Source organism: Haloarcula salinisoli (assembly GCF_019599405.1).
Taxonomy (GTDB): Archaea; Halobacteriota; Halobacteria; order Halobacteriales; family Haloarculaceae; genus Haloarcula; species Haloarcula salinisoli.
Map to the genome: position 1 here is coordinate 110,069 of NZ_RKLQ01000003.1, position 26,081 is coordinate 136,149.

Consider the following 26,081-nt stretch of genomic DNA (forward strand, 5'->3'; position numbering starts at 1 on the left):
GCGTACGAAACCTTCGTATTAAACACTGTCGGGGGAAAGCCCGGCTTACCGTTCGGCGACGATTTCGTCGGCGATTTCGATTGCGTCCGCGGCCGCCGCCTCGGAAACAGCCCCGCCGTACCGGAGCTGTTCGCGCAGTCCGGCCAGCCGCCGGACGTCGTCGTCGGCGTCGACGGCGTCGAGATACGCCCGGACCGTCTCGCCCGGCCGGCGCTCGCGGTGTCGCTCGCCCAGGACGTACATCGCTCGCTGGAACGCCGTCTCTACGTCCTCGGCGGGCGACTCGGGCGACTGATAGCGCAGCCATAGCTCCCGCGAGACGCGCTCGGGGACGCCCGCGCGGCGGAGCCCGGCCGCAGTGCCCAGGAGGGCAATGGCACCGAGGGTTGTCTCCTCGCGCGAGGGGAGTTCGGGCAACTGACTCCCCCCGTCGTCGTCATCTGCTCCGGTCTGCGTCGTCGTATGGCCGGGGGTCCGTGTCTCGCCCGGAGCCCGAGTGCGGGTCGGTGTCGGCGTCGGCGTCCGGGTTCGTCCCGGCTCCGGTGTCTCGGTCGGCGTCGGCGTTGGCGTCGGCGTGGTTTCGGTCTCGGTCGGCGTCTCCCGGTCGTCCTCGCCGCCGTCGGTGTCGTCGTCCTCCTCGAGGCGCTGTTGCTCTGCCGCCTGGCGGGGGCCGGCCGGCGTCGGGTCGAACTGCACCCAGCCCCAGTCCTCGACGTACATCTCGACCCACGCGTGGGAGTGGAGCCCGCGGACCTCCCAGCGGTTCGGCCCCGCCGACTCCCCCGGGGTGTAGCCGACGGTCATCCTGGCGGGGATGTCCTGCGTGCGCAGCATGACGGCCATCGTCGTCGCGAAGTAGGTGCAGTACCCCTCTGTCATCGCGTGGAGGAACCGGTCGGCGACGTTGCGACGGGGCCGGGAGACGGAAAGCGAGTAGTCACGGTTCTCTTTCAGCCACCGCTCGATGACCAGCGCGGTCTGGTAGGGCGTCTCGGCGTTCTCGGTCAGCGTCGCGGTCGTCTCGGCGACCCGGTCGGGGGTGCTCTCGGGGAGCTGGACGTACGTTCCCTCGACCTCGTCGGGATAGTCGTCACCGGCGTCCCGCAGCTCCACCTCGTCGGCCGCGATGACCTCGCTTTCGACCCGATAGCTGTCGCCGGTCTCCAGTCCGTCCTCGGGCTGGAACCCGTCGTGGCGGGTCACCTGCACGTCGGCGTCGCCCTCGTAGCGCGTCGGTTTCCACGCCGCGGGGACGGTTCCGATGTCTGACTCGACCTCGTAGGTCTGGACGACCTCACGCGTTCGGTCCGCCGGCTGACGCTCGAGAAGGTCACCCTCGTCGTACGCCTCGAGGCTCCCCGTCCGGACCCAGCCGTCGCCGGTGTAGCGGTCGTAGGTTCCGACGCGCCAGTATCTGGCTTCGCTGGCCTCGACGGTGAAACGCAGGGTCGAACTCAGCGACAGCGACCCCTGGACCGTCAGCGAGTCGCCGGCGTTGACCAGGCTCCCCTCGACGGTCCCGCCGGACCCACCCAGCAAGGAGAGGGCCGTTCCCTCGACCCCGGGGATGCGCGAGACGACCGTCGGCAGGACGATGATAGCGGCGAGCTGGGACAGCACGGACCGCCGCCCGGCGTCGATACCGTCGGTCGCGTCGGTGACCGTCCCCGACGGGCCCGCGCTACTCGTCGTCGCCGTCCCCTCGCTTGCGACCGAATCGAGCGTCCCGAACCCGAGTGCGGCGACGCCGCCGACGACACCCAGCAGCGTCGTCACGACGCCGGCGTCGGTCGTCAGGACGAAAAACGAGAGGGCGAGGCTGGCGCTGAAGACGGCCGTCACGTACCACCGCCGGAGCGCGAAGTAGGTCGTCAGGAACACCGGCGCCGCGGCGAAGGAGGTCACCCAGAGCCGGACGTTCGCAATCTGGAGCAGTCGGCGCCCCGTCAGGAGTTTGACCGTGTCGGCGAGCAACACGTCGACGGTCGGGTTCGTCGCCAGGTTCGTGACGTACCAGAACAGGCCGAGCACGAACAACCCCGCGCCGAGGACGAGCGCGATGACCGGATGGAGTACCCGCGCCAGCAGGGCCGCGAGCAGCAACGCGGCGCCGACCACGAGCAGGAACTGTGTCGGCGAGCCGACGACGTCGATGAGGTGGTACATGGTTCGCAGCGGCGCCCCCAGCGCCAGCGCGACCGAAAGCAGGGCCAGCGTGCGGGGCTGTGACCACGGCAGTCGGCCGGCGAGACGGCTCACGCGCCCACCCCCGAGACCAGCGGGTTCTCCCGACTCACGGTCAGCTCGTCGAAGGGCTCGGTCCGGTCGCCGACCGCGACCGTGACGCCGTCGTCGGTGGCGCTGACGAGGACGTCGGCCGCTCCATCGCGGTCGCTCTCTCCCTCGCCGGTGCCGGCCAGCGCTTCGAGCAGCCGGGTCTGGTGGCGCTCGCCGAAGCCCGCGGGCACGGTCTCGTCGGGTGTCGCCAGCTCGACGGCGAAGCCGCTATGGAGCGCGCCGACGGCGACCGTCGCCGCGGCGGCCGCCATCGCGTCGCCGTGGCCTGCCGTCGCCCGCGCGGCGACGACTAGCTCGCGGTCCTCGCTGTCGTCGTCGAACTCCGTGACCAGAAGGTCGTCGCGCTTGGCGCTCGATTTCCAGTGGATGTCCCGCAACGAGTCCCCCGGCGTGTACTCGCGAAGCCGGTCGAACGTCTCTCGCTCTTCCGCGTCGGGGGTGAGGGTCCGGACGAAGGCGTCGGGCCCGCCGAGCCGGTACACCGGCGGGAACACCAGCACTTCGTCGGTCGCGTCGACGGTGCCGCTGGTGACGACCAGCCCGAGCGAGTCGGTGACTTTCGCTTCGACGGGGCCGAGATACTGCTCACCGCGGCGCTCGTACGGTACCTCGAAACTGAGCGTCGCCGGCAGCGAACACCGCGCCGTCACGTCACCGCCGATTCCGTCGGCGCGGCGGTCGGTGAGTCGGGCGATGGCGCTGCCCTCGGCGGTGAGTTCCAGGGTCCGGCTCTCGCCGGCGAACCCCCGGCGGAGCGTCGACCGTTCGATGTCCGGGAGGCCGCTCAGGTACACCTGGACCGTCGCACCCACCAGCGCGACCAGCAGCGGCGCGGCGATAGCGGCCAGCCCCGGCTGGCCGAACTGTCCACCGACGACGGTCGCGCCGACGGCGACCACCAGCACGCCGACACCCCGGAGGGTCGGGCGCATTCACTCGACGGCGACCCGGTCGAGGGCCGCCGTGACGAGCTGCTCGGCGGTCTGGTCGCTGCTGTCGGTCCGGATGCGGTGGGGGAGCACGACCGGGGCCTCGGTCTGGACGTCGTCCGGCACCACGTAATCCCGCCCGTCGAGGACGGCCCGTCCCTGGGCGGCCCGCAGGAGGTTGATGCTCCCGCGCGGACTCACGCCGAGGCGGGCGTGCTCGCGGGTGTAGGCCGCGAGCCGAGTCGCGTAGGCCCGAATCGGCTCCTCGACGGTGACTCCCGCCACGGCCTCGCGGGCCGCCTGCAGCTCCTCGAGCGTCGCGACGGGCTCCAGCGCCTCGATTGGGTGGTTCCCGACGACCTCGCCCAGCATCGCCGTCTCCTCGTCGGCCTCGGGGTAGCCCAGTCGCAGCTTCGTCATGAACCGGTCGAGTTCGGCCATCGGGAGGTCGTAGGCCTTGTGCTGCTCGACGGTGTTCTGGGTCGCGATGACGGTAAAGGGCTGGGGAATCTCGCGGGTCGTCCCGTCGGCCGAGACCTGCCCCTCCTCCATCGCCTCCAGCAGCGCCGACTGGGTCTTGGGCGGCGCCCGATTGATCTCGTCGCCCAGCACGACGTTCGCGAAGATGGGGCCCGGACGGAACTCGAACTCCTGTGTCTTCTGGTTGTAGACGTTGACGCCGGTGACGTCGGTCGGGAGCAGGTCCGGCGTGAACTGCACGCGCTTGAACTCGCCGTCGACGCTCGCGGCGACCGACCTGGCCACCATCGTCTTGCCGACGCCGGGGACGTCCTCCAGTAAGACGTGCCCGCGGCCCAGCAGTGCCGTGACGATGTGCTCGATGGCCTCGTGGTGGCCGACGATGACCTCCTCGACGTTCTCGATGACTCCGGTCGCGAGACGGCTCGCGTCCCGAAGCGCGCTGTCCGACTGTTGACTGGCTGTCGTATCTGTCATGGATAGTGACGATTGGGGAGTATCAGGCCGGAACCGCCGAGCGGTCCGTATCAGGGCGCATGGTTCCAGTTACCTGCCTCTTCGGAACGGCAATATGTAACTCTGCTGGAGGGCTCTGACAAACGGCATATCGCTCTCCCTGACAAACGTAACCAGGTTCTACGCCCGCTCCCAGTCCTTGCACTCGATACAGACCAGGCCGCCCTCCTGCTGCCAGCGCCGCTCGATTGTCTCGCCACAGGCCTCGCAAGTCGCCCCCTCGTCGTTCCAAGCGTAGGTCGTTCTGGCCGGTTCGACGTCGGTCGCGTCCGTCTCTGGCTCGTCGGCGTCCGCCGGTTCTCCCTCACCGGCTGGCTCCACTTCCGTCTCGTCCGCTGGCTCCACAGCGTCCGTCGCCTCGGACTGCTCGCTCGACTCACCGCCGAGGAACTCGTCCAGCGAGGCGTCTTCGCCCATGGCCGTCACTGCGTCCGCACGCGGGAAATAGCTGTCTGCTCTCCGGGAGTGATTTGATCAGTGGCGTGCTGGAGCGCTGGCACAGCCCGGTGTGGCCGGCCACGTATCCCCGTCACCATCTCCGCGTTCGGTGTCGGTCAGGCTGTTGCCGACCGTATCGCTTCGATGTGGCCGAGCAGGTCATCGACCGACGGTCGGTCTCCGGGAGTCTTGCCGCGGTGGACGTGGGCCACGCTCGGCCCGCTCCCGGTCGTGTCGACCACCACTGCTTCCGGCATCCGACCCACCATGTCGTGGAGTGCGCCCAGCGCCCCGAACCGCACCGGCTGGTCGTACTCTTCACTCGCGGTTTTCGACTCGTCAGCCAGCAGTGGGAACGGCAGCGCGACCTCGTCGTTCCAGTCGCGTGTCTTTCCGAGTGGCTCGGGGAGAATCGCGACCACGTCGGCGTCCAGCGCCTCGAAATCGTCGTAGTTCTCGGCGATAGTTGCGACCTGCTCTTTGCATTTTGGACAGTGATAGTCCCGCAAGAACAGCAACACGACAGCGTCCCGGTCTGGGTCGCTGGCGTACTCGCTCAGCACGAACGGGTCGGGACCTGCCGCCGCGTTTCGCAATTCGAAGTCGGTGAGTTCCGTCATAGCTACGGTAGTTCGTTCGGGCTCGGCGCGGATTAATTGTAACGTAACTAATACGTTTTCACGTTACCCGGTCGTAACTGTCCGGCGCGGGCTATCGGGGAAAGTCGTCGGGGAGGGTCACCATTTCGACGCCCTCGGGCGGTTCGAGGTGTTCCATTCCCCATTCGGCCATCGCCAGAATTACCGGTGCGAGCGAGTCACCGAACTCCGTCAGCGAGTACTCGACTCGAACCGGCTTTTCGTTGGCTATCTCCCGGTCGACGAACCCCTTCTCTTCGAGGTCTTCTAACGTATCCGACAGGACTTTGTTCGAGATACCGCCGACGGCCCGCTGGAGGTCGTTGAATCCCAGGGTCTCGACCTGGCACAGCTCGAGGATGACTACTGGATGCCACTTTCGACCGATGAGCTTGGCCGTCGCGGTCACCGGACACCACTTTTCCCCCGCGCAGGTGACTTTCATCTTTTCACTGCTCATGTGTGATTCTGGTATCTGTGTCGATTTCCGGTTACCTATTAAAATCAGGTGGTGTTTCGTACTGTAGTTACTCTTTGTCCGTTCACGCTCGGTGAGAGCGAGACGCAGCCCCGTTGTTCGAGCGTCTCCACTGACTCTGACAGCGTTCCGTCGGTGATTCGTGTCCGTCTTTACGACTGAAAGAGCGGTGATTCCGCGGTCTATACCCCGTCGCGAAGAGACCCAGCGAGCGGAAGCACAAAGTAGGCCCACTCCAAACGGCCGGGTATGCAAAGTCTCCCCACGCAGTTGCTCCAGAGTATCCTCGACATGCCCGGGAAGTTCATCGACATCGCGCTGTTCGACCCCCTCTCCGCCGTTCTCATCCTCATCGGCGCCCTGCTGGTCGGCGCTGCCTCGGCGGTCTTTGGCTACCTCTCGCTGGGTGCAGCGGCCTCCCTCGTCGTCAGGCCGGGAAGCGGTCGGTCGCCGCCCCCAGAAGCGAAATAGCGTCCTCGATATCGGGCCCCAGCGGCGAGGCGAAGACGACGCTGTCGGCGTGTTCTCGCAGTGCTTCGACCCGCTCGGCCACGTCTTCGGGCGTACCGGCGATACAGAACGCATCGAGCATCGGCTCCGTGACAAGGCCGAAGGCCTCCTCGAAGTCCCCCGCCGAGATAGCGTCGCCGATATCGCTCGCGACGTCCTGGTCGATGCCGTGGCGGCCAAGCACCGGCGGCGGTGAGCCGGCGGCGACGAACGCGACAGGGGGCCGGGCGGCCTCGCGGGCAGCGTCGGCGTCCTCGGCGACGCTGACGCTGGCGTAGGCCGCGAGGTCGAACTCGGTGTCGGCGACGCGATCCTCGCGCATCGAGTCGACCTGGTCGCGGGCCCAGGCGAGGTCCTTCGGATGCGAGCCGTTGTACAGCGCGCCGTCGGCGTGCTTGGCGGCCATCTTCGTCATGTGGGGGCCCTGTGCGCCGACGTAGACCGGAATCTCGCCGACCTCGTAGTTCAGCCCGGCGTCGTCGGCCTCGAAGGTGCCGTCGTGGTCCACGCGCTCGCCGTCCCAGAGCTGCTGGGCGACTTTGAACGTCTCCAGGACGCGCCGGAGGGCGTCGTCGTGGTCGAAGCCGAGGTTCCGAATCGTGGACTTATCGCCCGGCCCGATTCCGAACAGGGCGCGGCCGTCGCTCAGTTCGTCGAGCGTCGCGACCCGCGAGGCCAGTGTCACGGGATGGGTCTCGTAGGGGTTGGCGATACCCGGCCCCAGAGACACCTCCTCGGTCGCTTGCGCCATCGACGACAGCGCCATGAACTGGTCGCGGTTGTTGTAGTGATGACTCGCGAAGACCGCGTCGAAGCCTGCCTCCTCTGCTGAGACGGCGAAGTCGGTGAGCTGTGCCACTGGATGTTCCGGTGTGAGTTCAATCGCGTACATGAGACCACTCTCTGAGTGCGTCACGGACCACGTCTTTGTCTTCGGGTCGGTAGAGTTCGTCACTGCCTGCGTGGTCGCCGAAGTCGAACCCTCGCACGACGGCGACCGGCGTGCCGCCCGCCCCCTCGCCGGTGACGAGGTTGCCCGCGGCGGCGAGTTCGTCGACGACCGCCTGGACCGTGGCGCCGAGTTCCCGGCCCTCGCGGTCCGACTCCCCCCGCCAGTCGCGGGCTGCCGGTATCCCGGCCCAGCCCAGCGCGACGCCGCGCTGGCCCAGGCGGAAGGGCCGTCCCGAGGTGTCGGTGACGATGACCGCCACGTCCACGCCGAGGTGTTCCGCCAGCCCGGCCCGGATGCGCTCGGCGCAGTCGGTCGGGTCCTCGGGGAGCAAGAGCAGGTCGGCGCCGGGAACGTTCGAGCGGTCGATGCCCGCGTTGACCGTGATGTGGCCGAAGCGGGTCACGGCGAGGATAAAGGGCGCCTCGGTCAGTATCTCCTCGCTTGCCTCGATGACGGCCTGTGCGAAGCGGGGGTCCTTCTCCTCGCCGGCGATGTCGGCGATGCCGTCGGCGATGCGCTCGGCGCGCTCGCTCGCCGGGAAGTCGGCGAGGTCGGCCTGCCGGCCCGCGGCCTTCGAGACGATGGTACTTGCCACACAGACGACGTCGCCGTCCTGCAGGTCCGCCCGCTCGGCGACGAGCTCGGCGACCGAATCGCCGCGGCGAACCTCCGGCAGCCCCTCGACCGCGAAGACCTCCATACCCGCCCTGAGGCCTCCGCGGGAAAAAGGACGCCGTTAGTCGCAAGGCCCGCGAACAGTGGCAACGGCTGCCGGTGTCAGTGACGTGGGAGACTACTCCGAGTGCAGTTCGACGTCCAGCTCCCCGTCGCTCACCGTCGCGGTCATCATCGTCGCCCGCTCGGCCGGCGCCGCACCCGTCGCGCTCCCCGGGTTCAGCAGCCGGACGCCGCCGTGGGTCGTGTCCATGACCGCGTGGGTGTGGCCGGACACGCCGACGGCCTGTTCCTCGGCTTCCTCCCGGACGATGTTCGCCACGCGGTCCTCGTACCCGCGCTTCGACCCGGTGCCGTGGGTCACGACGAAGGTCACGCCGCCCAGCTCGACCGTCGCGCGGTCGGGCAAGCCGATTCGGGGGTCCATGTTCCCGCCGACGGCCGTCAGTCGCGCGGCCAGCGCACGGACGTTCGACAGCGACCCTTCGCTGTCGAAATCGCCGGCGTGAATCACGTGGTTGGCGGCCTCGATGCGGTCGCGGAAGTCCTCGGGCACGTGGCTCGCCCGCGAGGGGATATGCGTGTCGCTGATGAGTGCGACGTCCATACCCGGGATAGCGTCCCCCGCCGCAAAACAGTTCCTCGGGTCCGCGCGTCAGTCACTCCGCCGCCTCGGCGGCCGGGATGGCCGCCTCCAGCTCTTCGAGCCGCCCGATGAGCCGGTCCAGCCCGGCGTTGATGTCCGCGACACGGTCCTCGATGTCGTCGACCGGTACCGCCCCCTGCGGGGTCGGCTCGACGAGCCCGTCGTCTTCCAGCATCCGCAGCGAGTACCGCACTTTGTGTTCGGGAATCCCGGTCTCCTCGGCCAGCCGCACGATACCGATGGGCCCGTCGTCGATGACGGCCCCGAGTATCGAGAGGTCCCGGCTCTCCTTCTCGACCTGATCGCGTAATCGCTCCATGCCCATTCGTATCTATGGCTATCGGGTGACGGTATATAAACGCGGTCCTCTGGTGGGAGGCGCGCGAGCGACGCGAGGGCGCCTCCATGCGAAGCGGCGACCGAAGGGAGCCGCAGAGCGGTGGTGAGCGAGGGCCCGAACGGAGTGAGGGACCTCGAAGTGGAACGGCGAGCGAAGCGAGGCGTGGAACAGTGTGGGAAGGCGCGCGAGCATAGCGAGGCGTGAGTGGAACGAACGCCTCGAAAGCGAACGGTGAAACCGTGAGCGACGCGAGGGCGCCTCCGTACTCACGGCTCCCTGCGGTCGCCGTTCGTTTGTAACGAGGCGAGTCGCTACGCTCCTCGCCTCGCTACTCCTCGCGGGTCACTTCGTTCACGGCTTCGCCGTTCACTATCGAGGTGGTCACTTCGTTCCCACCTTGCTTTCCCCGCTCGCTCGTTCGGAGACACCTCCCGCTGGTCGGTGTCTCCCTACTCCTCTACGGGTTTGCGCCGCAACTCGTCGAGTTGGTCGCGCAGCTTCGACAGCTCCGTCTCCAGCTCCTCCCGGCGGTCGATGAGCGTCGACAGCTCCTCGGTGTTGACAGAGAAGTCGTTCTCGAGCGCGACGTCCAGCGCGTCGGTGGTCGCGGCCGCCAGGTCCGTCGACACCCGCAGTACTTCGCTCGGGGTCCCCCGGGACTCGTAGAGCTCCTGGTCGCCCGACAGCGGGCTGTAGGTTATCATCGGCGACTCGACGCTGTGGTGGTAGGTGACGGTGTAGCTCGTATCCGTGACGGGGTTCAGCCGGTCGTCCGCCCGCTCGGTGCGGACGATGTTGAACGGTTCCGCCAGCGTCGGGTAGGTCTCGGCGAGGTCCCGCAGCCGGTCGGCGGCGGTCACGTCGAGCTGGGCCTCCACGTCGCCGAAGAACTGCCGCGAGTTGGTCAGGGAGAAGGCCACCGTGTAGAAGACGGACTCGTCGCTGTCGGCGAGGTTCCGGAGCCGCTCGCGGACCGCCTCGTGGCGCCCCTCGATGGTGAGCTTCTCCAGCTCCTCCAGCAGCGCCCGGACGCCTTCCTCCCGTTCGAGGAACGCCTCGACGATGGCGCCCGGCATCTCCTCGCCCTCGATATCGTCCATGTCTTGCCATGGAACGCCGCGAGTAAACAGTCTGTCGGCGGGCACAAGAGCTATACCGGGATGTGTTGATGTACCACACGTCCACCCCGAGGTGGACCTATGACAGGGGCGGGGGCATTTGCCCCCGTACAGTGCTACGCTCCGAGCCGTCGCTCCCGACCGAACGTGACAGCCAGTAACTTGTTCGTCGACTGCGTCCCACCAGATATGTCCGCCCTCCAGCGGTCCCGACGCGGTGTCTCCCGGCGCGATGTCGGTGCTGGCCTCGTCGCCGGCGTCGCCGCACTGCTCGCGAACGTCCTGTTCCACGCCGCCATGATGGCGCGGGTGTTCATCTCTGACCCCGCAACTGTGTTGGCCGACCCCGACATCGTGTTGTCCATAGTCCAGTTGGGGCCCCTCACCGCGCTCCCGCTGGTCGTCGCGCCCGTCGCTGCCCTCGTCGTCGGTACTGTCGTCTGGCGAATCGGCATGCCCGACGAGCCGGCACCACGCCGCGGTGCCGGCGCCGGCGTCGTGACGGCGTTTGGCTCGCTGGTAGTGCTCGCGCTCGTCTTCGGTGTCATCGCCGGGCTGTCCGCCATCTCCACTGCGCCGTTCGACGCCGTCGGCGAGTTCTTCGTCATCACGATGGTCGTCTTCGTCTTCGGGACCGTCATCACCGCCTCCGTCATCGCCCCGGTCGGTGCGCTCGTGGGCTACGGCTACGAGTGGTCGCTGGCCCGGCGGGAGTAGCGTCGTCAGCGAGACGGCTCGCTGTGGAGTTACGTTAGAGAGAAAGCGCCCGGAGCGGGATTTGAACCCGGGCAAACGCTCGCTAACGCTCGCGTTTGCGTGATTCAAATCCCTCACAGCCGCACAGCGAAAGCAGAACGCGGCGCGATGAAACGCGCCGCTTGCCAATTTGAGTTCGAAGAAGCGCCCGGAGCGGGATTTGAACCGGAGCCAGACGTGCTCGCTCCCTTCGGTCGCTGTGCGCGACTGGCAGGGTTCAAATCCCTCGTAGTCGTTCACAGATTCGAGCGGTTGCGACGCGATGAAACGCGTCGCTTGGTAGTTTGAAATTGAAGAACGCCCGGAGCGGGATTTGAACCGAAAGAAGACTCGCTGACGCTCGTCTTCTAGGGTTCAAATCCGCTCATTTCCGTTTCAACTGCTCACGGAGACGAGCACACGCTACGCGGTGCTCGCCGATTTGTTCGCAGTAGAAGACGCCCGGAGCGGGATTTGAACCGGAACCAGACGTGCTCGCTCCCTTCGGTCGCTGTGCGCGACTGGCAGGGTTCAAATCCACTCATCCGCGTTACCTCGAACTCGCTGTCGCTCGGCGACGAGACGCCTCGCTGGGGAGTTAAGTTAGAGAGAAAGCGCCCGGAGCGGGATTTGAACCCGCGTCACAACCGTGACAGGGTTGTATGATGGGCCACTACACCATCCGGGCACGCTGCCTTGCTGCACTCAATCGTATCCCGGTCGTGGTATTAAGGCTTTCCAAAGGACGGCGCCCTGCCATGGGTCCACTTGACAGTAGCGAGCGGAAGCCCACCACTTTAGCGGTGGGTCCAAGCGACAGCAGGCACACACAGTCCACATGCTACGTCTCGTCTAGATTTTCTACCGCTTCCAACCCGGCTTCGATTATCTCTTCATAGGCTTCTGTGAGGCCCATATCCTGCTGTTCAGCGTAATCTTTCACTCGTCCATTCAGCGTGTGCGAAACGTCGATATTCGGTCGCATTGTGGCTGTCCAAAAGACATTTAGACATAGAATTACTAATGTCTGTTGTCGTGAGGCGAACCAACACGTTTGTGGTACGTCCACTTTCCGACGACGACGAGCGGATACTGCGAGACCTGTTGGACGCCTCTGCGAGCCTGTGGAACGAACTCAATCACGAGCGCCGCCAGCAGTTCTTCGATGGTGAAAGCGTCTGGGACACCGCCGACTACCGCAAACAGTACGTCGGTGTTCTCGGCTCTGCCACCGCACAGCAAGTGATTCGAAAGAACAAGTCAGCGTGGCAGTCGTTCTTCGCCGCCAGCGAGAACGCCGAGAATACTGCTCCGCCGGGCTACTGGGGCAACGAGGAAGAAGGCCGCGAGCTACGCACCTTCATCCGCAACGACTCCTACACGCCGGAAACCGGTGAGCGGTCGCGGCTGGAAATTCCAGTCGGCCAAGACCTGAAAGACGAACACGGCCTTGGCTACCACGACCGCCTTCGCCTCGAAGTGCGTGGCACCCCGAAGTGGGAGGGAGAACAGGGCCGTTTGGAGATACAGTACGACGAGACAGACGACACGCTCAGGGCCTTTCAGCCTGTCACTGTACCTAATTCTCGGCAGGATTCACCATTGACTTCTCACGAAGCCGCGCTGGACGTGGGCGCAAACAATCTCGTCGCCTGTACCACCACGACTGGCCAGCAGTATCTCTACGAAGGCCGAGACCTGTTCGACCGCTTCCGCGAGACGACCGAGGAAATCGCCCGTCTCCAGTCCAAACTTCGTGACGGGCGGTACAGCAGTCAGCGGATACGACGGCTGTACCGCAAACGGACTCGGCGGCGCGACCACGCACAGGATGCACTGGTACGGGATTTGATGGAACGACTGTACGCCGAAGGTGTCGCTACAGTGTACGTGGGCGACCTCACCGACGTTCTCTTGACGCACTGGTGCGCCGAGGTGAACGCAAAGACCAACCAGTTTTGGGCGTTCCGGGCGTTCATCGACCGATTAGGGTGTACCGCTGAGGAGTATGGCATCTCGGTCGAAGTGCGGTCGGAAGCAAACACAACCCAAACGTGCCCAGTGTGTGGCGAGCAGGACGACACCGACCGGGACGGCGATGTGTTCCGGTGTCCGTGCGGTCACGAAGCTCATGCCGACCTGTGCGCGTCTCGGACGTTCCTCGAACAGCAGGCTGGCGAACCCGAAGTCGGGTCGATGGCTCGGCCCGTGCGTCTCACGTGGGACGACCACCGTTGGTCGGAGCTACCATACTCTCCCGAGAGCGAAAGTCCCAACGAGAAGCGCACAAACCGGAGTACCGGCGACGGGAAACTTGCCTCGGTGGGGACAGCATAGCCAACATCCCCACCGGAGGAATCCCACGGTTGAAGCCGTGGGAGGAAGTCAAGGGACCCAAACGTCTATATCTCATCTGCTCCAACGTCGTTGTATCGCAAGCCGTTCTCCTCCGCAGCGGGGCGGGGGTCCAGTAGCTACTGCAGGCCAAGTTGGTAAGTGTTATTAGGGTCCCGACTATAGCGACCTGTAGTATCTCGTGACAGCCACCTTCTCCAGCCACAGGCCCCACGCACGCACACACACATGGTAGATGTAAGTCAACACGACCTCGTTCCCGACCACAGCGTCGTCGACGAGGCTGACCTCGAAGCAGTGCTCGATGAGTACGACATCAAGAAGACCGACCTCCCGAAGATAAAACGCGCCGACCCCGGACTGCCGGACGACGCGGAGGTCGGCGATGTCATCCGTATCGAACGCGACTCGCGAACCACCGATACCGCCGTCGTCTATCGGCTGGTGGTCGAATAATGAACACACAGGACCGACGCGCTATATCGCGTGAGTACTTCGCGAAGGAACGGCTCGCCGAACACCACTTCCGCTCGTTCAACGCCTTCCTCGACCGAGGGATGCAGCAGGTGGTCGACGAGAAAGAGACCATCGACACCGACATCGGCGACAAGGAAGGCCAGGAGCCGGTGTGGGTCGAACTGGGCGACGTCCGCGTCGTCACGCCCCGCGTCCGAGAGGCCGACGGGAGCGAGGAACTGCTGTACCCACAGGAGGCTCGCCTCCGGAACATCACCTACTCCGCGCCGGTGTTCATGGAGATGGCCATCGTGCGGGGCGGCGAAGAGGAACCCGAGGAAGTCGTCGACCGCACCGAGACCAAGATCGGCCGGATGCCCATCATGGTCGGGTCGAACAAGTGTAACATCGCCGGCTTCACGCGCGAAGAGCTCATCGACATCGGCGAGGACCCGGCCGACCCCGGCGGCTACTTCTGTGTCAACGGCTCCGAGCGCGTCCTGATGACGAGCGAGGACCTGGCACCGAACAAGATTCTGGCCGAGTACGACACCAAGTACGGCGACGAGGTCCAGGTCGCCAAGACCTTCTCCCAGCGACGGGGGTATCGTGCCCTCGTCCTCTGTGAGCGGACCCGCGACGGGCTGCTGGAAGTATCCTTCCCCTCCGTCTCGGGCTCTATCGACTTCGTGACCCTCGTTCGCGCGCTGGGTCTGGAATCCGACGAGGAGATCGTCCACCGCGTCTCCGAGGACCCGGAGATCGTGAAGTTCATGCTCGAGAATCTGGAGGAAGCGGAAGTCCAGACGACCGAGGAGGCCATCGAGACGCTGGGTCAGCGCGTCGCCTCCGGCCAGGGCAAGAACTACCAGCTCAAGCGGGCCAACTACGTCATCGACCGCTACCTCCTGCCACACCTCCACGAGGAGGGCGTCGACGAGGAAGAGGTCCGAATCAACAAGGCCTATTACCTCTGCCGGATGGCCGAGGCGTGTTTCGAGCTCGCCCTGGAACGCCGCGAGGCCGACGACAAGGACCACTACGCGAACAAGCGCCTGAAGGTCAGCGGCGACCTGATGACCGACCTGTTCCGGACCGCGCTGAACAAACTGGCCCGGGACGTGAAGTACCAGCTCGAACGTGCGAATATGCGAAATCGGCAGCTTTCGGTCTCTACTGTGGTTCGCTCGGACGTGCTGACCGAGCGGCTCGAACACCCCATCGCGACGGGGAACTGGGTCGGCGGCCGCTCTGGGGTGTCCCAGCTGGTCGACCGGACCGACTTCATGGGGGTTCTCTCCCACCTGCGCCGCCTGCGCTCGCCGCTCTCGCGGTCCCAACCTCACTTCGAGGCGCGGGACCTGCACGCGACCCAGTGGGGTCGTATCTGTCCCTCCGAGACGCCGGAAGGGCCCAACTGCGGGCTCGTGAAGAACTTCGCACAGGCGATGGAGCTGTCACAGGACGTGGCGGACGCACAGGACCTCAAACAGGAACTTTCGGACATGGGGGTCCAGGGCATCCCCGGTATCGAATCGATCGAACAGCAGCCCGCGGACGACTAATATGAGTCAGAGCCGAGAAGCCAAGGTATACGTCAACGGTAGTTTGGTCGGGACACATCCCGACCCCGAACAGCTCGCAGAACAGGTGCGACAGGCCCGCCGTCGGGGAGACGTCTCCCAGATGGTCAACGTCTCGGTCAAGGGCCGCACCGACGAGGTCATCATCAACGCCGACGCGGGACGGGCCCGGCGCCCGCTGCTCGTGGTCGAGAACGGCGAGCCGCTGATGACCGACGAACAGGTCGAGGCCGTCAAGAACGGCGACCTGGAGTTCGAGGAGCTCGTCGAGCGCGGCCTCGTCGAGTTCATCGACGCCGAGGAAGAGGAGGACATCCTCGTCGGCGTCGACGAGGACGAACTCACCGACAACCACACCCACCTGGAAGTCGACCCACAGCTGATGTTCGGTATCGGCGCGGGGATGATTCCGTACCCCGAACACAACGCCAGCCCGCGGATTACGATGGGGTCGGGGATGATCAAGCAGTCGCTGGGGCTGCCGAGTGCGAACTACCGAATCCGGCCCGACACCCGCCAGCACCTGCTGCACTACCCGCAGCTCTCGATGGTCAAGACCCAGACGACCGAACAGATCGGCTACGACGACCGCCCGGCCGCACAGAACTTCGTCGTCGCCGTGATGAGCTACGAGGGGTTCAACATCGAAGACGCACTCGTCATGAACAAGGGGTCGGTCGACCGGGCCCTGGCGCGCTCGCATTTCTTCCGGACCTACGAGGGCGAGGAACGTCGCTACCCCGGCGGTCAGGAAGACCGCTTCGAGATGCCCGACGAGGACGTCCGGGGCGCACGTGGCGAGGAAGCCTACACGCATCTGGACGACGACGGGCTCGTCAACCCCGAGACGAAGGTCGGCGAGAACGCCGTCCTGCTCGGGAAGACGTCGCCCCCGCGATTCCTCGAAGAGCCCGACGACATGGGTGGCCTCTCCCCGCAGAAGCGCCGCGAGACGAGCGTCACCATGCGCTCGGGCGAATCCGGCGTCGTGGACACGGTCACCCTGATGGAGGGCGAGGACGGCTCCAAGCTCTCGAAGGTCTCCGTGCGTGACGAGCGTATCCCCGAACTCGGGGACAAGTTCGCCAGCCGGCACGGGCAGAAGGGTGTCGTCGGCCACATCGCGCCCCAGGAGGACATGCCCTTCACCGAGGAGGGCGTCGTTCCGGACCTGGTCATCAATCCCCACGCCCTGCCGTCGCGGATGACCGTCGGCCACATCCTCGAGATGATCGGCGGGAAGGTCGGCGCGCTGGAAGGCCGGCGCGTCGACGGGACCGCCTTCACCGGCGAGGACGAGGAGCAGCTCCGTGGCTCTCTGGAGGAGCACGGCTTCGACTCCTCGGGCAAGGAGACGATGTACTCCGGCATCACCGGCGAGAAGATCGACGCGGAAATCTTCGTCGGGGACATCTTCTACCAGAAGCTCTACCACATGGTCTCGAACAAGCTGCACGCCCGTTCGCGCGGGCCGGTGCAGGTGCTGACCCGCCAGCCCACCGAGGGGCGCGCCCGCGAGGGTGGCCTCCGTGTGGGTGAGATGGAGCGGGACGTGCTCATCGGGCACGGCGCGGCGATGGCGCTCAAGGAGCGCCTGCTCGATGAGTCCGACCGCGAGTGGATCAACGTCTGTGGCGAGTGTGGGATGACCGCCGTCGAGAACGTCGAACAGCGACGTATCTACTGTCCCAACTGCGAGGAGGAGACCGACATCCACGAGGTCGAGATGTCGTATGCGTTCAAGCTCCTGCTCGACGAGATGAAGGCGCTTGGAATCGCCCCGCGGGTCGAACTGGAGGACGCCGTATGAGCTCACAACAGACACCACAGGAGATTGGGTCGCTCAGCTTCGGGCTGATGGACCCGGAGGAGTACCGCGAGATGTCGGCCACGAAGGTCATCACGGCCGACACCTACGACGACGACGGGTTCCCCATCGACATGGGGCTGATGGACCCGCGGCTCGGGGTCATCGACCCCGGACTCGAATGCAAGACGTGCGGGAAACACAGCGGGTCGTGTAACGGCCACTTCGGCCACATCGAACTCGCCGCCCCCGTCATCCACGTCGGCTTCGCGAAGCTCATCCGCCGCCTGCTTCGGGGCACCTGTCGGGAGTGCTCCCGGCTCTGTCTCGACGAGAACGAGCGCGACGAGTTCCGCGACCGGCTCACCCGGACCCGGGACCTCGGTCGCGACCTCAACGACGTGACCAAGGCCGCCATCCGGCAGGCCCGAAAGAAGGACAACTGTCCGTTCTGCGGCGAGAAGCAGTACGACATCAAACACGAGAAGCCGACGACCTACTACGAGGTCCAGCAGGTGCTCTCGGCCGACTATCCCGCCCGCATCGCCGAGGCGATGGAGGAGGCCGACGACCGCATCACGCCCACCGACCTCGCCGAGGAGACCGGTATCGACGGCGGCCGCGTCCAGGAGATAATCAGCGGCGACTTCCGCCCGCGACAGGACGACCGCCGGGCCATCGAGAAGGCCCTCTCCGTGGACCTCACCGAGGAGGACATGAACAAGCTGATGCCCTCCGACATCCGGGACTGGTTCGAGGACATCCCGGACGAGGACATCGAGGTCCTGGGGATGAACCCCGACCGCTCCCGGCCCGAGTGGATGATTCTGACGGTGCTGCCGGTGCCGCCGGTGACCGCCCGTCCCTCCATCACGCTGGACAACGGCCAGCGTAGCGAGGACGACCTCACCCACAAGCTCGTGGACATCATCCGCATCAACCAGCGGTTCATGGAGAACCGCGAGGCGGGTGCGCCCCAGCTCATCATCGAGGACCTCTGGGAACTGCTGCAGTACCACGTCACCACGTTCATGGACAACGAGATTTCGGGGACGCCGCCGGCGCGACACCGCTCCGGGCGGCCCCTGAAGACCCTCTCCCAGCGGCTCAAGGGCAAAGAGGGACGCTTCCGTGGTTCGCTTTCGGGGAAGCGTGTCAACTTCTCGGCCCGAACCGTCATCTCGCCGGACCCGACCCTTAGCCTGAACGAGGTCGGCGTCCCCGAACGGGTCGCCCGGGAGATGACCCAGACGATGAACGTCAACGAGCGCAACCTCGACAACGCACGGCGCTACGTCGCCAACGGCCCGATGGGCCACCCGGGCGCCAACTACGTCCGCCGACCGGACGGCCGTCGCCTGAAGGTCACGGAGAAGAACTGCGAGGAGCTCGCCGAGAAGGTCGAGGCCGGCTGGGAAGTGTCCCGCCACCTCGTCGACGGCGACATCATCATCTTCAACCGGCAGCCGTCGCTGCACCGGATGTCCATCATGGCCCACGAAGTGGTCGTGATGCCGTACAAGACGTTCCGGCTCAACACCGTCGTCTGTCCGCCGTACAACGCTGACTTCGACGGCGACGAGATGAACATGCACGCCCTCCAGAACGAGGAGGCCCGCGCGGAAGCCCGGGTCCTCATGCGCGTGCAAGAACAGATGCTCTCCCCGCGCTTCGGCGAGAACATCATCGGTGCGATTCAGGACCACATCAGCGGGACCTACCTGCTGACTCACACCAACCCGCAGTTCAACGAGACCCAGGCCCTGGACATGCTCCGGGCGACGCGTATCGACGAACTGCCCGAGCCCGACGGCGAGGACGAGGCCGGCGAGCCCTACTGGACCGGCCGCTCGCTGTTCTCGGAACTGCTGCCCGACGACCTCAATCTGGACTTTACCTCCTCGGCCGGCGACAACGTCGTCATCGAGGACGGCCAGATGGTCTCGGGCACCATCGACGAGGACGCCGTCGGCGCCTTCGGCGGCGAGGTCGTCGACACCATCGCCAAGGACTACTCGAAGACCCGCGCGCGGATTCTGGTCAACGAGATTTCCGCGCTGGCGATGCGTTCGATCATGCACTTCGGGTTCTCCATCGGTATCGACGACGAGTCGATTCCCCGCGAGGCCGAAGAGCAGATCAACGACGCCATCGACAACGCCTACGACCGCGTCGAGGAGCTCATCGAGACCTACGACCGGGGCGACCTCGAGTCGCTGCCGGGCCGCACGGTCGACGAGACCCTCGAGATGAAGATCATGCAGACGCTGGGCAAGGCCCGTGACTCCGCCGGTGACATCGCCGAGGACCACTTCGACGACGACAACCCGGCCGTCGTGATGGCCGAGTCCGGCGCGCGTGGGTCGATGCTGAACCTGACCCAGATGGCCGGCTGTGTCGGCCAGCAGGCAGTCCGTGGCGAGCGTATCAACCGCGGGTACGAGAACCGCACACTTTCCCACTTCGAGGAGAACGACCTCTCCTCGGACGCCCACGGCTTCGTGGAATCGTCCTACCGCACGGGGCTTGGCCCCAAGGAGTTCTTCTTCCACGCGATGGGTGGCCGCGAGGGGCTGGTCGACACCGCAGTCCGAACCTCCAAATCCGGCTACCTCCAGCGCCGGCTCATCAACGCGCTGTCGGAACTGGAGACCCAGTACGACGGGACCGTCCGGGACACGAGCGACACCATCGTCCAGTTCGAGTTCGGTGAGGACGGTACCTCACCGGTCGACGTCTCCTCCGGCGAGGAGGGGCCGGCCGTCGACGTCGATGAAATTGCCGACAGCGTCCTCAGCGAGGAGTTCGAGAGCGAGAAACAGAAAGAGAGCTTCCTCGGGCAGAAGACCGAGCGGACCAACCTCTCCGAGCACGCCGACGACTGGTGGATGGCGGAGGGTGACGACTAATGGTATCAGATGACATCGAGGCCGTCGTCGAGGACACGGAGCTCCCACGGCGGCTGAAAGACGAGGTGTACAGCGCGGTCGAGGAACGGGGCGTCGGCGTCGAGGACGCCGACCGCATCGCACAGGCCGTCGAGTCTCGCTACATGCAGACCCGCGTGGACCCGCTGGACCCGGTCGGAACCGTCTCGGCCCAGTCCATCGGCGAACCCGGAACGCAGATGACGATGAACACGTTCCACTACGCCGGTGTGGCCGAAATCGACGTGACCCAGGGCCTGCCCCGGCTCATCGAGCTGGTGGACGCCCGGAAGACGCCGGACACGCCGATGATGACGGTCCACCTGGACGAGGAGTACGCCGACGACCGCGAGAAGGCCCACGAGGTCGTCTGGAAGATCGAGGCCACGCGCATCCTCGCGCTGGGTGACATCTCCACGAACGTCGCGGACATGCTCGTCCAGATCGACTTGAACGAGGAGACGCTGCAGGAACGGTGGCCCACGGTCGATACCACCGAGGCCATCGCCGAGGAGATCGCAGAGACCATCGAGTCGAACCTCGGCGTCAAGACCCGCCAGGCCGACACCGTCATCGAGTTCGGCCCGGAGGAGCCCAGCTATCGGGACCTGCTCCAGCTGGTCGAGGAGCTCCGGGACATCGTCTTCAAGGGTATCGACGAGATCTCCCGCGTCGTCATCCGCAAGGAAGACCTCGAGGACGGCGAGGAGTTCGTCCTCTACACCGAGGGCTCGGACTTCGGCGAGGTGCTTGGCATCGAGGGTGTCGACGCCTCCCGGACGACGTGTAACAACATCCACGAGATATACCGGAGCCTCGGCGTCGAGGCCGCCCGCGAGACGCTCATCAACGAGACGATGAACACGCTCGAAGAGCAGGGGCTGGACGACGTGAACGTCCGCCACCTCATGCTGGTCGCCGACATCATGACCAACGAGGGGACCATCGAGTCCATCGGCCGCCACGGCATCAGTGGGTCGAAGGACTCCGTGCTGGCCCGCGCAGCGTTCGAGGTGACGGTGAACCACCTGCTCGACGCCGCCATCCACGGCGAGGTCGACGAACTGGACGGCGTCACGGAGAACGTCATCGTCGGCAAGCCCATCAAGCTGGGCACCGGCGACGTCGACCTCCGCATGGGCACCACGCAGGACTGATGGGCGTCGAAATCTCGGACGAAGCCCGACGACTGGTCGCCCTCTTCGAGGACGAAGCCGGCGTCACTGTCCGGGATTGCGTCGTCGACGAGGACCACGACCAGGTCGTCTACCTGGTCAAGCGTGGCGAGATAGCCGACGCCATCGGCCCCGGCGGCACCACTGTGGGCCGCGTCGAGGAGCAACTCGGCCGGGACGTGAAACTCATCGAGGACGCCGAGCGGGCCGAGGACTTCGTCGCCAACGCCCTGGCGCCCGCCGCCGTCTACAACGTCACCGTCTCGGAGAACGGCGACACCGTCGCCTACGTCGAGGTGCCCCAGGAGGACCACGGGGCGGCTATCGGTCGGAACGGTCGCAACATCGACGCTGCCCGCCGACTGGCCCAGCGCCACTTCGACATCGACGGTATCGAGTTGACCTAAGGGGCAAACAGACGCTCAGCCTGGTTCCGTAGCCCGCGGTAGTACACCGCACCCCAAGTTGGCGTCTCTCTGTTGTAGTGAATACTGTCCGCTTCTGGCGCAACGACCACCGGGAACTCGAAGGACGACCAGTGTCGTGGCGAGTAGCTGTTGACCCAGTTGACGAGTGGCGCTTCTGTGACGATGACCGGGTAGACGACGACGCCACCGAACAGACCACGGGGGAACCGGGATTTCAGTGAGAGCCCCTGTTCGAAGGCCGCCTTGCTGAACGCCCGTGCCTCGGCGGGAGTGTCAGCGGTCCCGACGACGATTACCGTATCGACGAGTGCGAGCTTCCAAGGCTGGACTTCGCGGTCGTGAAACACCGTCAACGCCTGCTCGTCTAGGGTCGTCTCCGACCGCTCGAACCCCTCGTCGCCGAGTCGTGGGGCGACCGTCTCGACGTACTGTTCGACTGGCGACTGGCCGCTGGACATAGATATGGTCCCGGTCGGTAACGCAAAAAATCCCGGGTCGCGAAACCTGTAACCGTGCCACATACGAGCCGCCTGGCGACGACGAAAGAGGAGTCTTAAGTAGCTCGGCAGGATACCGACGTGTACTATGGCAAACGGCAAATACGCCGCGCGGAAGCTGAAGAAGGACCGCCAGAAACACCGGTGGTCCGACTCGGATTACGCGCGACGCGAGCGCGGGCTGGGCAAGAAGTCCGACCCGCTGGAGGGCGCCCCCCAGGGCCGCGGTATCGTCCTGGAGAAGGTCGGTATCGAGGCGAAACAGCCCAACTCCGCGATCCGGAAATGCGTCCGGGTCCAGCTCATCAAGAACGGCAAGCAGGTCACCGCGTTCTGTCCCGGTGACGGCGCTATCTCCTTTATCGACGAGCACGACGAGGTCACCATCGCCGGTATCGGCGGCGCGAAGGGTCGCGCGATGGGCGACCTCTCCGGTGTCAACTACAAGGTCGAGAAGGTCAACGGCGTCTCCATGCTCGAACTGGTCCGCGGTAACGCCGAAAAGCCGGTCCGATAACCATGAGTGCAGACGAAGACACACCCGAGACCGAGGAAGACGTCGAGGAAGAGGCCCCCGAGGAAGAGGTCGCCACGGCCGAGCTGTTCGGCAAGTGGTCGGTCACCAACATCGAGTATTCGGACCCCTCCACGGAACGGTACATCGCGGTGACGCCCATCGCCCACACGATGGGGCGGCACTCGAACAAGCAGTTCCAGAAGTCCGAGATCAGCGTCGTCGAGCGCCTCATCAATCGGCTGATGCAGACCGACGAGAACACGGGCAAGAAGCAGCTCGCGACGACCATCGTCAGCGACGCCTTCGACATCGTCCACGAGCGCACCGAGGAGAACCCGGTGCAGGTCCTCGTCGAGGCCGTCGAAAACAGCGCGCCCCGAGAGGAGACCGTCCGCCTGAAGTACGGTGGTATCTCGGTCCCGAAGGCCGTCGACGTCGCGCCCCAGCGACGGGTCGACCAGGCGCTGAAGTTCATCGCCGAGGGCACCTACGGTGGCTCCTTCAAGACCACCACCAGCGCCGAGGAGGCCCTGGCCTCCCTGCTCATCGGCGCCGCCAACAACGACGTCAGCACCTACTCCGTCAACCAGAAAGAGGAGAAGGAACGCGTCGCGGCCGCAGCGCGGTAATATCGACTGTATTTTCCTGTTTTCGCCCGCCGGAAGCGGACGCGCCGTCGTGACTCGCGGCTCGCTCGTGACCCATCGCGCCAGCTCGTGAACCACTAGCTATTTCTCGGTTGACGGGCCAGTCACGGGTATGTCACAGGAGTACGAATCGGTCGACCTCGTCGGTGACGAGACGGTCAAACACTTCACCGGCGCCGTTCTCATCGCGGCGTTGACCGCTGGGCTCGCACAACTTTCGATTCCACTTCCTGCGGGGCTCCCACCGTTCTCGCTCCAGCCGTTCGGGATGTTCTTCGCCGGTCTGTTACTCGGCCCGCTGTGGGGCGGCTTCGCGCTAGCACTGTATCTGCTGGCCGGTATCGCCGGCGCACCGGTGTTCGCTAACGCCGGCTCGGGGCTGGGGTATATCATCGCCGGACGGACGGGTGGCTTCCTCATCGGGTTCTTGCTCGGTGCGATTGTCGCCGGAGCGATTGTCCACCGGGGTCTCCGGCCGCGTGACCTCGCGACGGTCTCGGTTCCGATGAAAGTCGCTGGGCTGTTCGCGGCTATCGTCGTGGTCTATGTCATCGGGACGCCGTGGTTCGCCTATATCACTGGCCTGCCACTGGGGCGTGCTGCAGTCGCGCTGGCGCCGCTGATGCCGTTCGACGTCGTGAAACTGGCAATCGCGGTCGGTATCGTCGAGGGTGGCTACCTGGCCCGGCAATGATTGCGGCCCAGGACCTCACGTACAGGTACGGCGACCACACCGTCCTCGACGACCTCTCGCTCTCGATACCGGACGGTGAGTTCTGTCTGCTCGTCGGCCCCAACGGCAGCGGGAAGACCACCCTCGTCCGCCAGTTCAACGCGTTGCTGGAGCCGGACAGTGGGACGGTCACGGTCAATGGGAGAAACGTGACCGAGAACCCTGTCGTCGCCCGCACGAGTGTTGGGATGGTGTTCCAGCAGCCCCGTGACCAGTTCGTCGCCGCGACGGTCGGCGCCGACGTGGCCTTCGGACCGGAGAACCTCGGGCTCGAGCGTACGGATATCGGCCGCCGCGTCGACGAGGCACTGGCCGCGGTCGACCTCGACGGCCGCGAGAACGAGCGCCTCGACGAACTCTCGGGCGGCGAACAGGCCCGCGTGGCCATCGCGGGGGCGCTCGCGATGGAACCGGAGTATCTCATACTGGACGAACCGCTGGTGGGGCTGGACTGGCCCGCCAGGGAGTCAGTGCTAGAACAGCTCGACAGGCTCCACGCCGAGGGGACCGCACTCGTCGTCGTCACCCACGACCTGCGTGACCTCCACGAGCGGGCCGACCGACTCGTGGGACTCCGAGACGGGCGTATAGTGCTTGACGACGACCCTGGGGCCGCCCTCGACTCCGTCGCCGACCTCGGGGTACGAGACCCGCGATGCTGAGCTACCGACCCGGCGAGACGTTCGTCCACCGACTCGACCCGCGGTCGAAGCTCCTGGTACAGTTCGGCCTCGCAATCGCCGTGTTTGCATGGCCGACATTCACAGTCATCGCCGCCGCCACGCTGCTCACACTGGGGATACTCGCCGTCGCCCGTCTCTCGCCGTTTTCGGTGATTCGGGCGTACTGGGTCATCTTCGCTGTCCTTTCGCTGGCCCCGCTCATCGCCGGTATCGCACTGGGCCCGCCGTGGTTTCGCGTCGAGCCAGCGCTCGAATCGGCCCGCGCGGTGGCCCGCGTCGTGCCGGTACTGTTCGTCAGCGCCGCCTATCTGACGACGACGCCGGTCCGGGAGACCCGCGCGGCCGTCCAGCGGTTCGTCCCTGGGAAGGCCGGACAGCTGTTCGGCGTCGGGATGGCGCTGGTCATCCGGCTGTTTCCGGTGGTCCTCCGGGACGCTCGCGAGGTCCGGGACGCGATTCGCGCCCGGGGCGGGGAGCGGCGACCCTTCTGGGTCCGTGCACGACTGCTCGCTGTGCGCTCGCTGGAACGGACACTCGACCGCTCGGACCGGCTCGGGATGGCGCTGCGCGCCCGGTGTTTCGCCTGGAACCCCACGCTTCCGCCGCTCGCGTTCGAGCGCCGGGACTATCCGGTACTGGCGTTCGGCGTTCTCCTGACGCTCTCACCGCTGGTCGCTCTGCTCTAGTCGGCCGCCTGCCCGCTCCCGGCCGTCGCGTAGGCTCTCGTGACGTCGACCAGCGCCTTCCGGAACTCGGACTCGTCGGGGTCGGGTGAGAGACCGGCGAAGTACCCCTTGAACTCAGCCAGGTCGATGCCGTCGGCGTCCTGGGCGGCCGCGTGCGCGAGGTCGTACAGCTGGTGGCCCTCGCTCACGAGGTCGTGGCGCTCGACGAGCGCCAGCGCGAAGGCGGCGTTGACCGCCGTGATGTCGGGGTCGGCGGCGGGGGTCAGCTGTGTCCAGCCGGGCTGGCCGCCCGGCAGGTCCGAGACGGCGGCCGCGAGGCTCGCCTCCAGGAAGGCCACAAGCTTCTCACCGGAGACCAGCGCCATCCAGACGTCGTCGGCGTAGATGTCCTTCATGTGGTTGGCTATCTGGTAGCAGTGGGTGAGCTTGCGCTGCTCGACGCTGTGGCCCGCCAAGGCGAGGTAGATGGCTTCCTCGGTCGACTGGGTGTGGGAGGGGTGGCCCCGCTCGTTGTGGTGCATATGGGCGAACTCGTGTAAGGCGAGTTCGCGGGCCATCGCGCTCGTGGCCGCCTGCCGGGAGATAGTGAGCCGGTGGCCGGCGGCGTCGTGGCTGACGCGGGTGCGCTCGTCGGGGTCCTCGCGGACCCGTACGGTCACGGGGCGGTCGAGGTCGTACTCCGTCGAGAAGAGGTTCCGCGCGCCAAGAAACGGTTCGGCCGGTCCGCCCTGTACGTGTACGTCCATGTGTGTCGTTCACAGGGGCCGGCCGGGTATGATTCTTGCGGGATTGCTAGATATTGTCATCCATTGGTTGCTCACCACCTGAGAGCCC

At 65.9% G+C, this 26,081-nt stretch carries 28 protein-coding genes and 1 tRNA gene; 14 read left to right on the forward strand and 15 right to left on the reverse strand.

The window, feature by feature from the left end; translation table 11 throughout:
• Window positions 1-45: 45 nt before the first annotated feature.
• From EGD98_RS16740 to EGD98_RS16765, 6 genes are all read right to left on the reverse strand, one after another.
• Window positions 46-2,259 carry a transglutaminase TgpA family protein gene (locus EGD98_RS16740; protein ID WP_328763214.1) on the reverse strand — a complete coding sequence of 738 codons (2,214 nt, stop codon included), beginning with the start codon at window positions 2,257-2,259 and terminating at the stop codon, window positions 46-48.
• Complete coding sequence (locus tag EGD98_RS16745; protein ID WP_220589545.1) at window positions 2,256-3,230, reverse strand: DUF58 domain-containing protein; 975 nt, start codon at window positions 3,228-3,230, stop codon at window positions 2,256-2,258. Before EGD98_RS16745 ends, EGD98_RS16740 begins: the two co-directional genes overlap by 4 nt.
• Complete coding sequence (locus tag EGD98_RS16750) at window positions 3,231-4,184, reverse strand: AAA family ATPase (RefSeq protein ID WP_220589546.1); 954 nt, start codon at window positions 4,182-4,184, stop codon at window positions 3,231-3,233. It abuts the gene before it with no gap.
• A gap of 159 nt (window positions 4,185-4,343) precedes the next feature.
• Window positions 4,344-4,640, reverse strand: coding sequence for a DUF7573 domain-containing protein (locus EGD98_RS16755; protein WP_220589547.1), 297 nt, complete (start codon window positions 4,638-4,640; stop codon window positions 4,344-4,346).
• A gap of 137 nt (window positions 4,641-4,777) precedes the next feature.
• Window positions 4,778-5,281 carry a peroxiredoxin family protein gene (locus EGD98_RS16760; RefSeq protein ID WP_220589548.1) on the reverse strand — a complete coding sequence of 168 codons (504 nt, stop codon included), beginning with the start codon at window positions 5,279-5,281 and terminating at the stop codon, window positions 4,778-4,780.
• 91 nt (window positions 5,282-5,372) lie between these two features.
• Complete coding sequence (locus EGD98_RS16765; protein ID WP_220589549.1) at window positions 5,373-5,759, reverse strand: winged helix-turn-helix transcriptional regulator; 387 nt, start codon at window positions 5,757-5,759, stop codon at window positions 5,373-5,375.
• A 267-nt stretch (window positions 5,760-6,026) separates the two neighbouring features.
• On the opposite strand from EGD98_RS16765, the gene EGD98_RS16770 reads away from it, so the two are divergent.
• Window positions 6,027-6,248, forward strand: coding sequence for a DUF8024 family protein (locus EGD98_RS16770; protein WP_220589550.1), 222 nt, complete (start codon window positions 6,027-6,029; stop codon window positions 6,246-6,248).
• Here the strand turns inward: EGD98_RS16770 and EGD98_RS16775 are convergent.
• From EGD98_RS16775 to EGD98_RS16795, 5 genes are all read right to left on the reverse strand, one after another.
• Window positions 6,205-7,179: a 5,10-methylenetetrahydromethanopterin reductase gene (locus EGD98_RS16775; protein ID WP_220589551.1), complete on the reverse strand. Its 975-nt coding sequence runs from the start codon at window positions 7,177-7,179 to the stop codon at window positions 6,205-6,207. The two genes, EGD98_RS16770 and EGD98_RS16775, sit on opposite strands and share 44 nt — an antisense overlap.
• Complete coding sequence (locus EGD98_RS16780; RefSeq protein ID WP_220589552.1) at window positions 7,166-7,939, reverse strand: coenzyme F420-0:L-glutamate ligase; 774 nt, start codon at window positions 7,937-7,939, stop codon at window positions 7,166-7,168. The genes EGD98_RS16775 and EGD98_RS16780 overlap by 14 nt, the downstream gene beginning before the upstream one ends.
• 93 nt (window positions 7,940-8,032) lie before the next feature.
• A complete protein-coding gene (locus EGD98_RS16785; RefSeq protein ID WP_220589553.1) occupies window positions 8,033-8,521 on the reverse strand; it encodes a metallophosphoesterase family protein in 489 nt (162 codons plus the stop codon).
• A gap of 52 nt (window positions 8,522-8,573) precedes the next feature.
• The gene (locus EGD98_RS16790; protein ID WP_220589554.1) at window positions 8,574-8,879 is read right to left on the reverse strand and encodes a winged helix-turn-helix transcriptional regulator; all 306 of its coding nucleotides are present in this window, start codon (window positions 8,877-8,879) and stop codon (window positions 8,574-8,576) included.
• 470 nt (window positions 8,880-9,349) lie between these two features.
• Window positions 9,350-10,000, reverse strand: a complete 651-nt coding sequence (locus EGD98_RS16795; protein WP_220589555.1) for a hypothetical protein — start codon at window positions 9,998-10,000, stop codon at window positions 9,350-9,352.
• Between the two features lie 207 nt (window positions 10,001-10,207).
• On the opposite strand from EGD98_RS16795, the gene EGD98_RS16800 reads away from it, so the two are divergent.
• Window positions 10,208-10,735, forward strand: a complete 528-nt coding sequence (locus EGD98_RS16800; protein WP_220589556.1) for a hypothetical protein — start codon at window positions 10,208-10,210, stop codon at window positions 10,733-10,735.
• 633 nt (window positions 10,736-11,368) lie between these two features.
• Here the strand turns inward: EGD98_RS16800 and EGD98_RS16805 are convergent.
• Together EGD98_RS16805 and EGD98_RS16810 are read right to left on the reverse strand one after the other, a co-directional pair.
• Window positions 11,369-11,441, reverse strand: a tRNA-Asp gene (locus EGD98_RS16805).
• 153 nt (window positions 11,442-11,594) lie between these two features.
• Window positions 11,595-11,738 carry a hypothetical protein gene (locus EGD98_RS16810; protein WP_220589557.1) on the reverse strand — a complete coding sequence of 48 codons (144 nt, stop codon included), beginning with the start codon at window positions 11,736-11,738 and terminating at the stop codon, window positions 11,595-11,597.
• 38 nt (window positions 11,739-11,776) lie between these two features.
• Here EGD98_RS16810 and EGD98_RS16815 point away from each other — a divergent pair, with 38 nt between their 5' ends.
• The 7 genes from EGD98_RS16815 to EGD98_RS16845 all read left to right on the forward strand — a co-directional run bounded on the left by EGD98_RS16815 (window position 11,777) and on the right by EGD98_RS16845 (window position 21,463).
• On the forward strand, window positions 11,777-13,090 hold the full coding sequence (locus EGD98_RS16815) for an RNA-guided endonuclease InsQ/TnpB family protein (RefSeq protein ID WP_236039585.1): 1,314 nt from the start codon (window positions 11,777-11,779) through the stop codon (window positions 13,088-13,090).
• Between the two features lie 246 nt (window positions 13,091-13,336).
• A complete protein-coding gene (locus EGD98_RS16820; RefSeq protein ID WP_220589559.1) occupies window positions 13,337-13,564 on the forward strand; it encodes a DNA-directed RNA polymerase subunit H in 228 nt (75 codons plus the stop codon).
• The gene (locus EGD98_RS16825; RefSeq protein ID WP_220589560.1) at window positions 13,564-15,129 is read left to right on the forward strand and encodes a DNA-directed RNA polymerase subunit B''; all 1,566 of its coding nucleotides are present in this window, start codon (window positions 13,564-13,566) and stop codon (window positions 15,127-15,129) included. The genes EGD98_RS16820 and EGD98_RS16825 overlap by 1 nt, the downstream gene beginning before the upstream one ends.
• Before the next feature lies 1 nt (window position 15,130).
• Window positions 15,131-16,957: a DNA-directed RNA polymerase subunit B gene (gene rpoB / locus EGD98_RS16830; protein WP_220589561.1), complete on the forward strand. Its 1,827-nt coding sequence runs from the start codon at window positions 15,131-15,133 to the stop codon at window positions 16,955-16,957.
• Window positions 16,954-19,863, forward strand: coding sequence for a DNA-directed RNA polymerase subunit A' (locus EGD98_RS16835; RefSeq protein ID WP_220589562.1), 2,910 nt, complete (start codon window positions 16,954-16,956; stop codon window positions 19,861-19,863). The genes rpoB and EGD98_RS16835 overlap by 4 nt, the downstream gene beginning before the upstream one ends.
• Window positions 19,863-21,038: a DNA-directed RNA polymerase subunit A'' gene (gene rpoA2 / locus EGD98_RS16840; RefSeq protein ID WP_220589563.1), complete on the forward strand. Its 1,176-nt coding sequence runs from the start codon at window positions 19,863-19,865 to the stop codon at window positions 21,036-21,038. The genes EGD98_RS16835 and rpoA2 overlap by 1 nt, the downstream gene beginning before the upstream one ends.
• Window positions 21,038-21,463 carry a NusA-like transcription termination signal-binding factor gene (locus EGD98_RS16845; protein ID WP_220589564.1) on the forward strand — a complete coding sequence of 142 codons (426 nt, stop codon included), beginning with the start codon at window positions 21,038-21,040 and terminating at the stop codon, window positions 21,461-21,463. The genes rpoA2 and EGD98_RS16845 overlap by 1 nt, the downstream gene beginning before the upstream one ends.
• Here the strand turns inward: EGD98_RS16845 and EGD98_RS16850 are convergent.
• Window positions 21,460-21,942: a hypothetical protein gene (locus EGD98_RS16850; protein WP_220589565.1), complete on the reverse strand. Its 483-nt coding sequence runs from the start codon at window positions 21,940-21,942 to the stop codon at window positions 21,460-21,462. The two genes, EGD98_RS16845 and EGD98_RS16850, sit on opposite strands and share 4 nt — an antisense overlap.
• 127 nt (window positions 21,943-22,069) lie before the next feature.
• Here EGD98_RS16850 and EGD98_RS16855 point away from each other — a divergent pair, with 127 nt between their 5' ends.
• The 5 genes from EGD98_RS16855 (at window position 22,070) to EGD98_RS16875 (ending at window position 25,247) form a co-directional block, all read left to right on the forward strand.
• Window positions 22,070-22,498 (forward strand): 30S ribosomal protein S12, encoded by a 429-nt coding sequence (locus tag EGD98_RS16855; protein ID WP_220589566.1) that lies wholly within the window; start codon window positions 22,070-22,072, stop codon window positions 22,496-22,498.
• A 2-nt stretch (window positions 22,499-22,500) separates the two neighbouring features.
• The gene (locus EGD98_RS16860) at window positions 22,501-23,127 is read left to right on the forward strand and encodes a 30S ribosomal protein S7 (protein ID WP_220589567.1); all 627 of its coding nucleotides are present in this window, start codon (window positions 22,501-22,503) and stop codon (window positions 23,125-23,127) included.
• Window positions 23,128-23,257: 130 nt separating this feature from the next.
• Window positions 23,258-23,839 (forward strand): biotin transporter BioY, encoded by a 582-nt coding sequence (locus tag EGD98_RS16865; protein ID WP_220589568.1) that lies wholly within the window; start codon window positions 23,258-23,260, stop codon window positions 23,837-23,839.
• Window positions 23,836-24,540 carry an energy-coupling factor ABC transporter ATP-binding protein gene (locus tag EGD98_RS16870; protein ID WP_220589569.1) on the forward strand — a complete coding sequence of 235 codons (705 nt, stop codon included), beginning with the start codon at window positions 23,836-23,838 and terminating at the stop codon, window positions 24,538-24,540. The genes EGD98_RS16865 and EGD98_RS16870 overlap by 4 nt, the downstream gene beginning before the upstream one ends.
• Window positions 24,534-25,247, forward strand: coding sequence for an energy-coupling factor transporter transmembrane component T family protein (locus EGD98_RS16875; protein WP_220589570.1), 714 nt, complete (start codon window positions 24,534-24,536; stop codon window positions 25,245-25,247). The genes EGD98_RS16870 and EGD98_RS16875 overlap by 7 nt, the downstream gene beginning before the upstream one ends.
• Here EGD98_RS16875 and EGD98_RS16880 read toward each other — a convergent pair.
• The gene (locus tag EGD98_RS16880; RefSeq protein ID WP_220589571.1) at window positions 25,244-25,993 is read right to left on the reverse strand and encodes a DUF5781 family protein; all 750 of its coding nucleotides are present in this window, start codon (window positions 25,991-25,993) and stop codon (window positions 25,244-25,246) included. The two genes, EGD98_RS16875 and EGD98_RS16880, sit on opposite strands and share 4 nt — an antisense overlap.
• Between the last annotated feature and the right edge of the window lie 88 nt (window positions 25,994-26,081).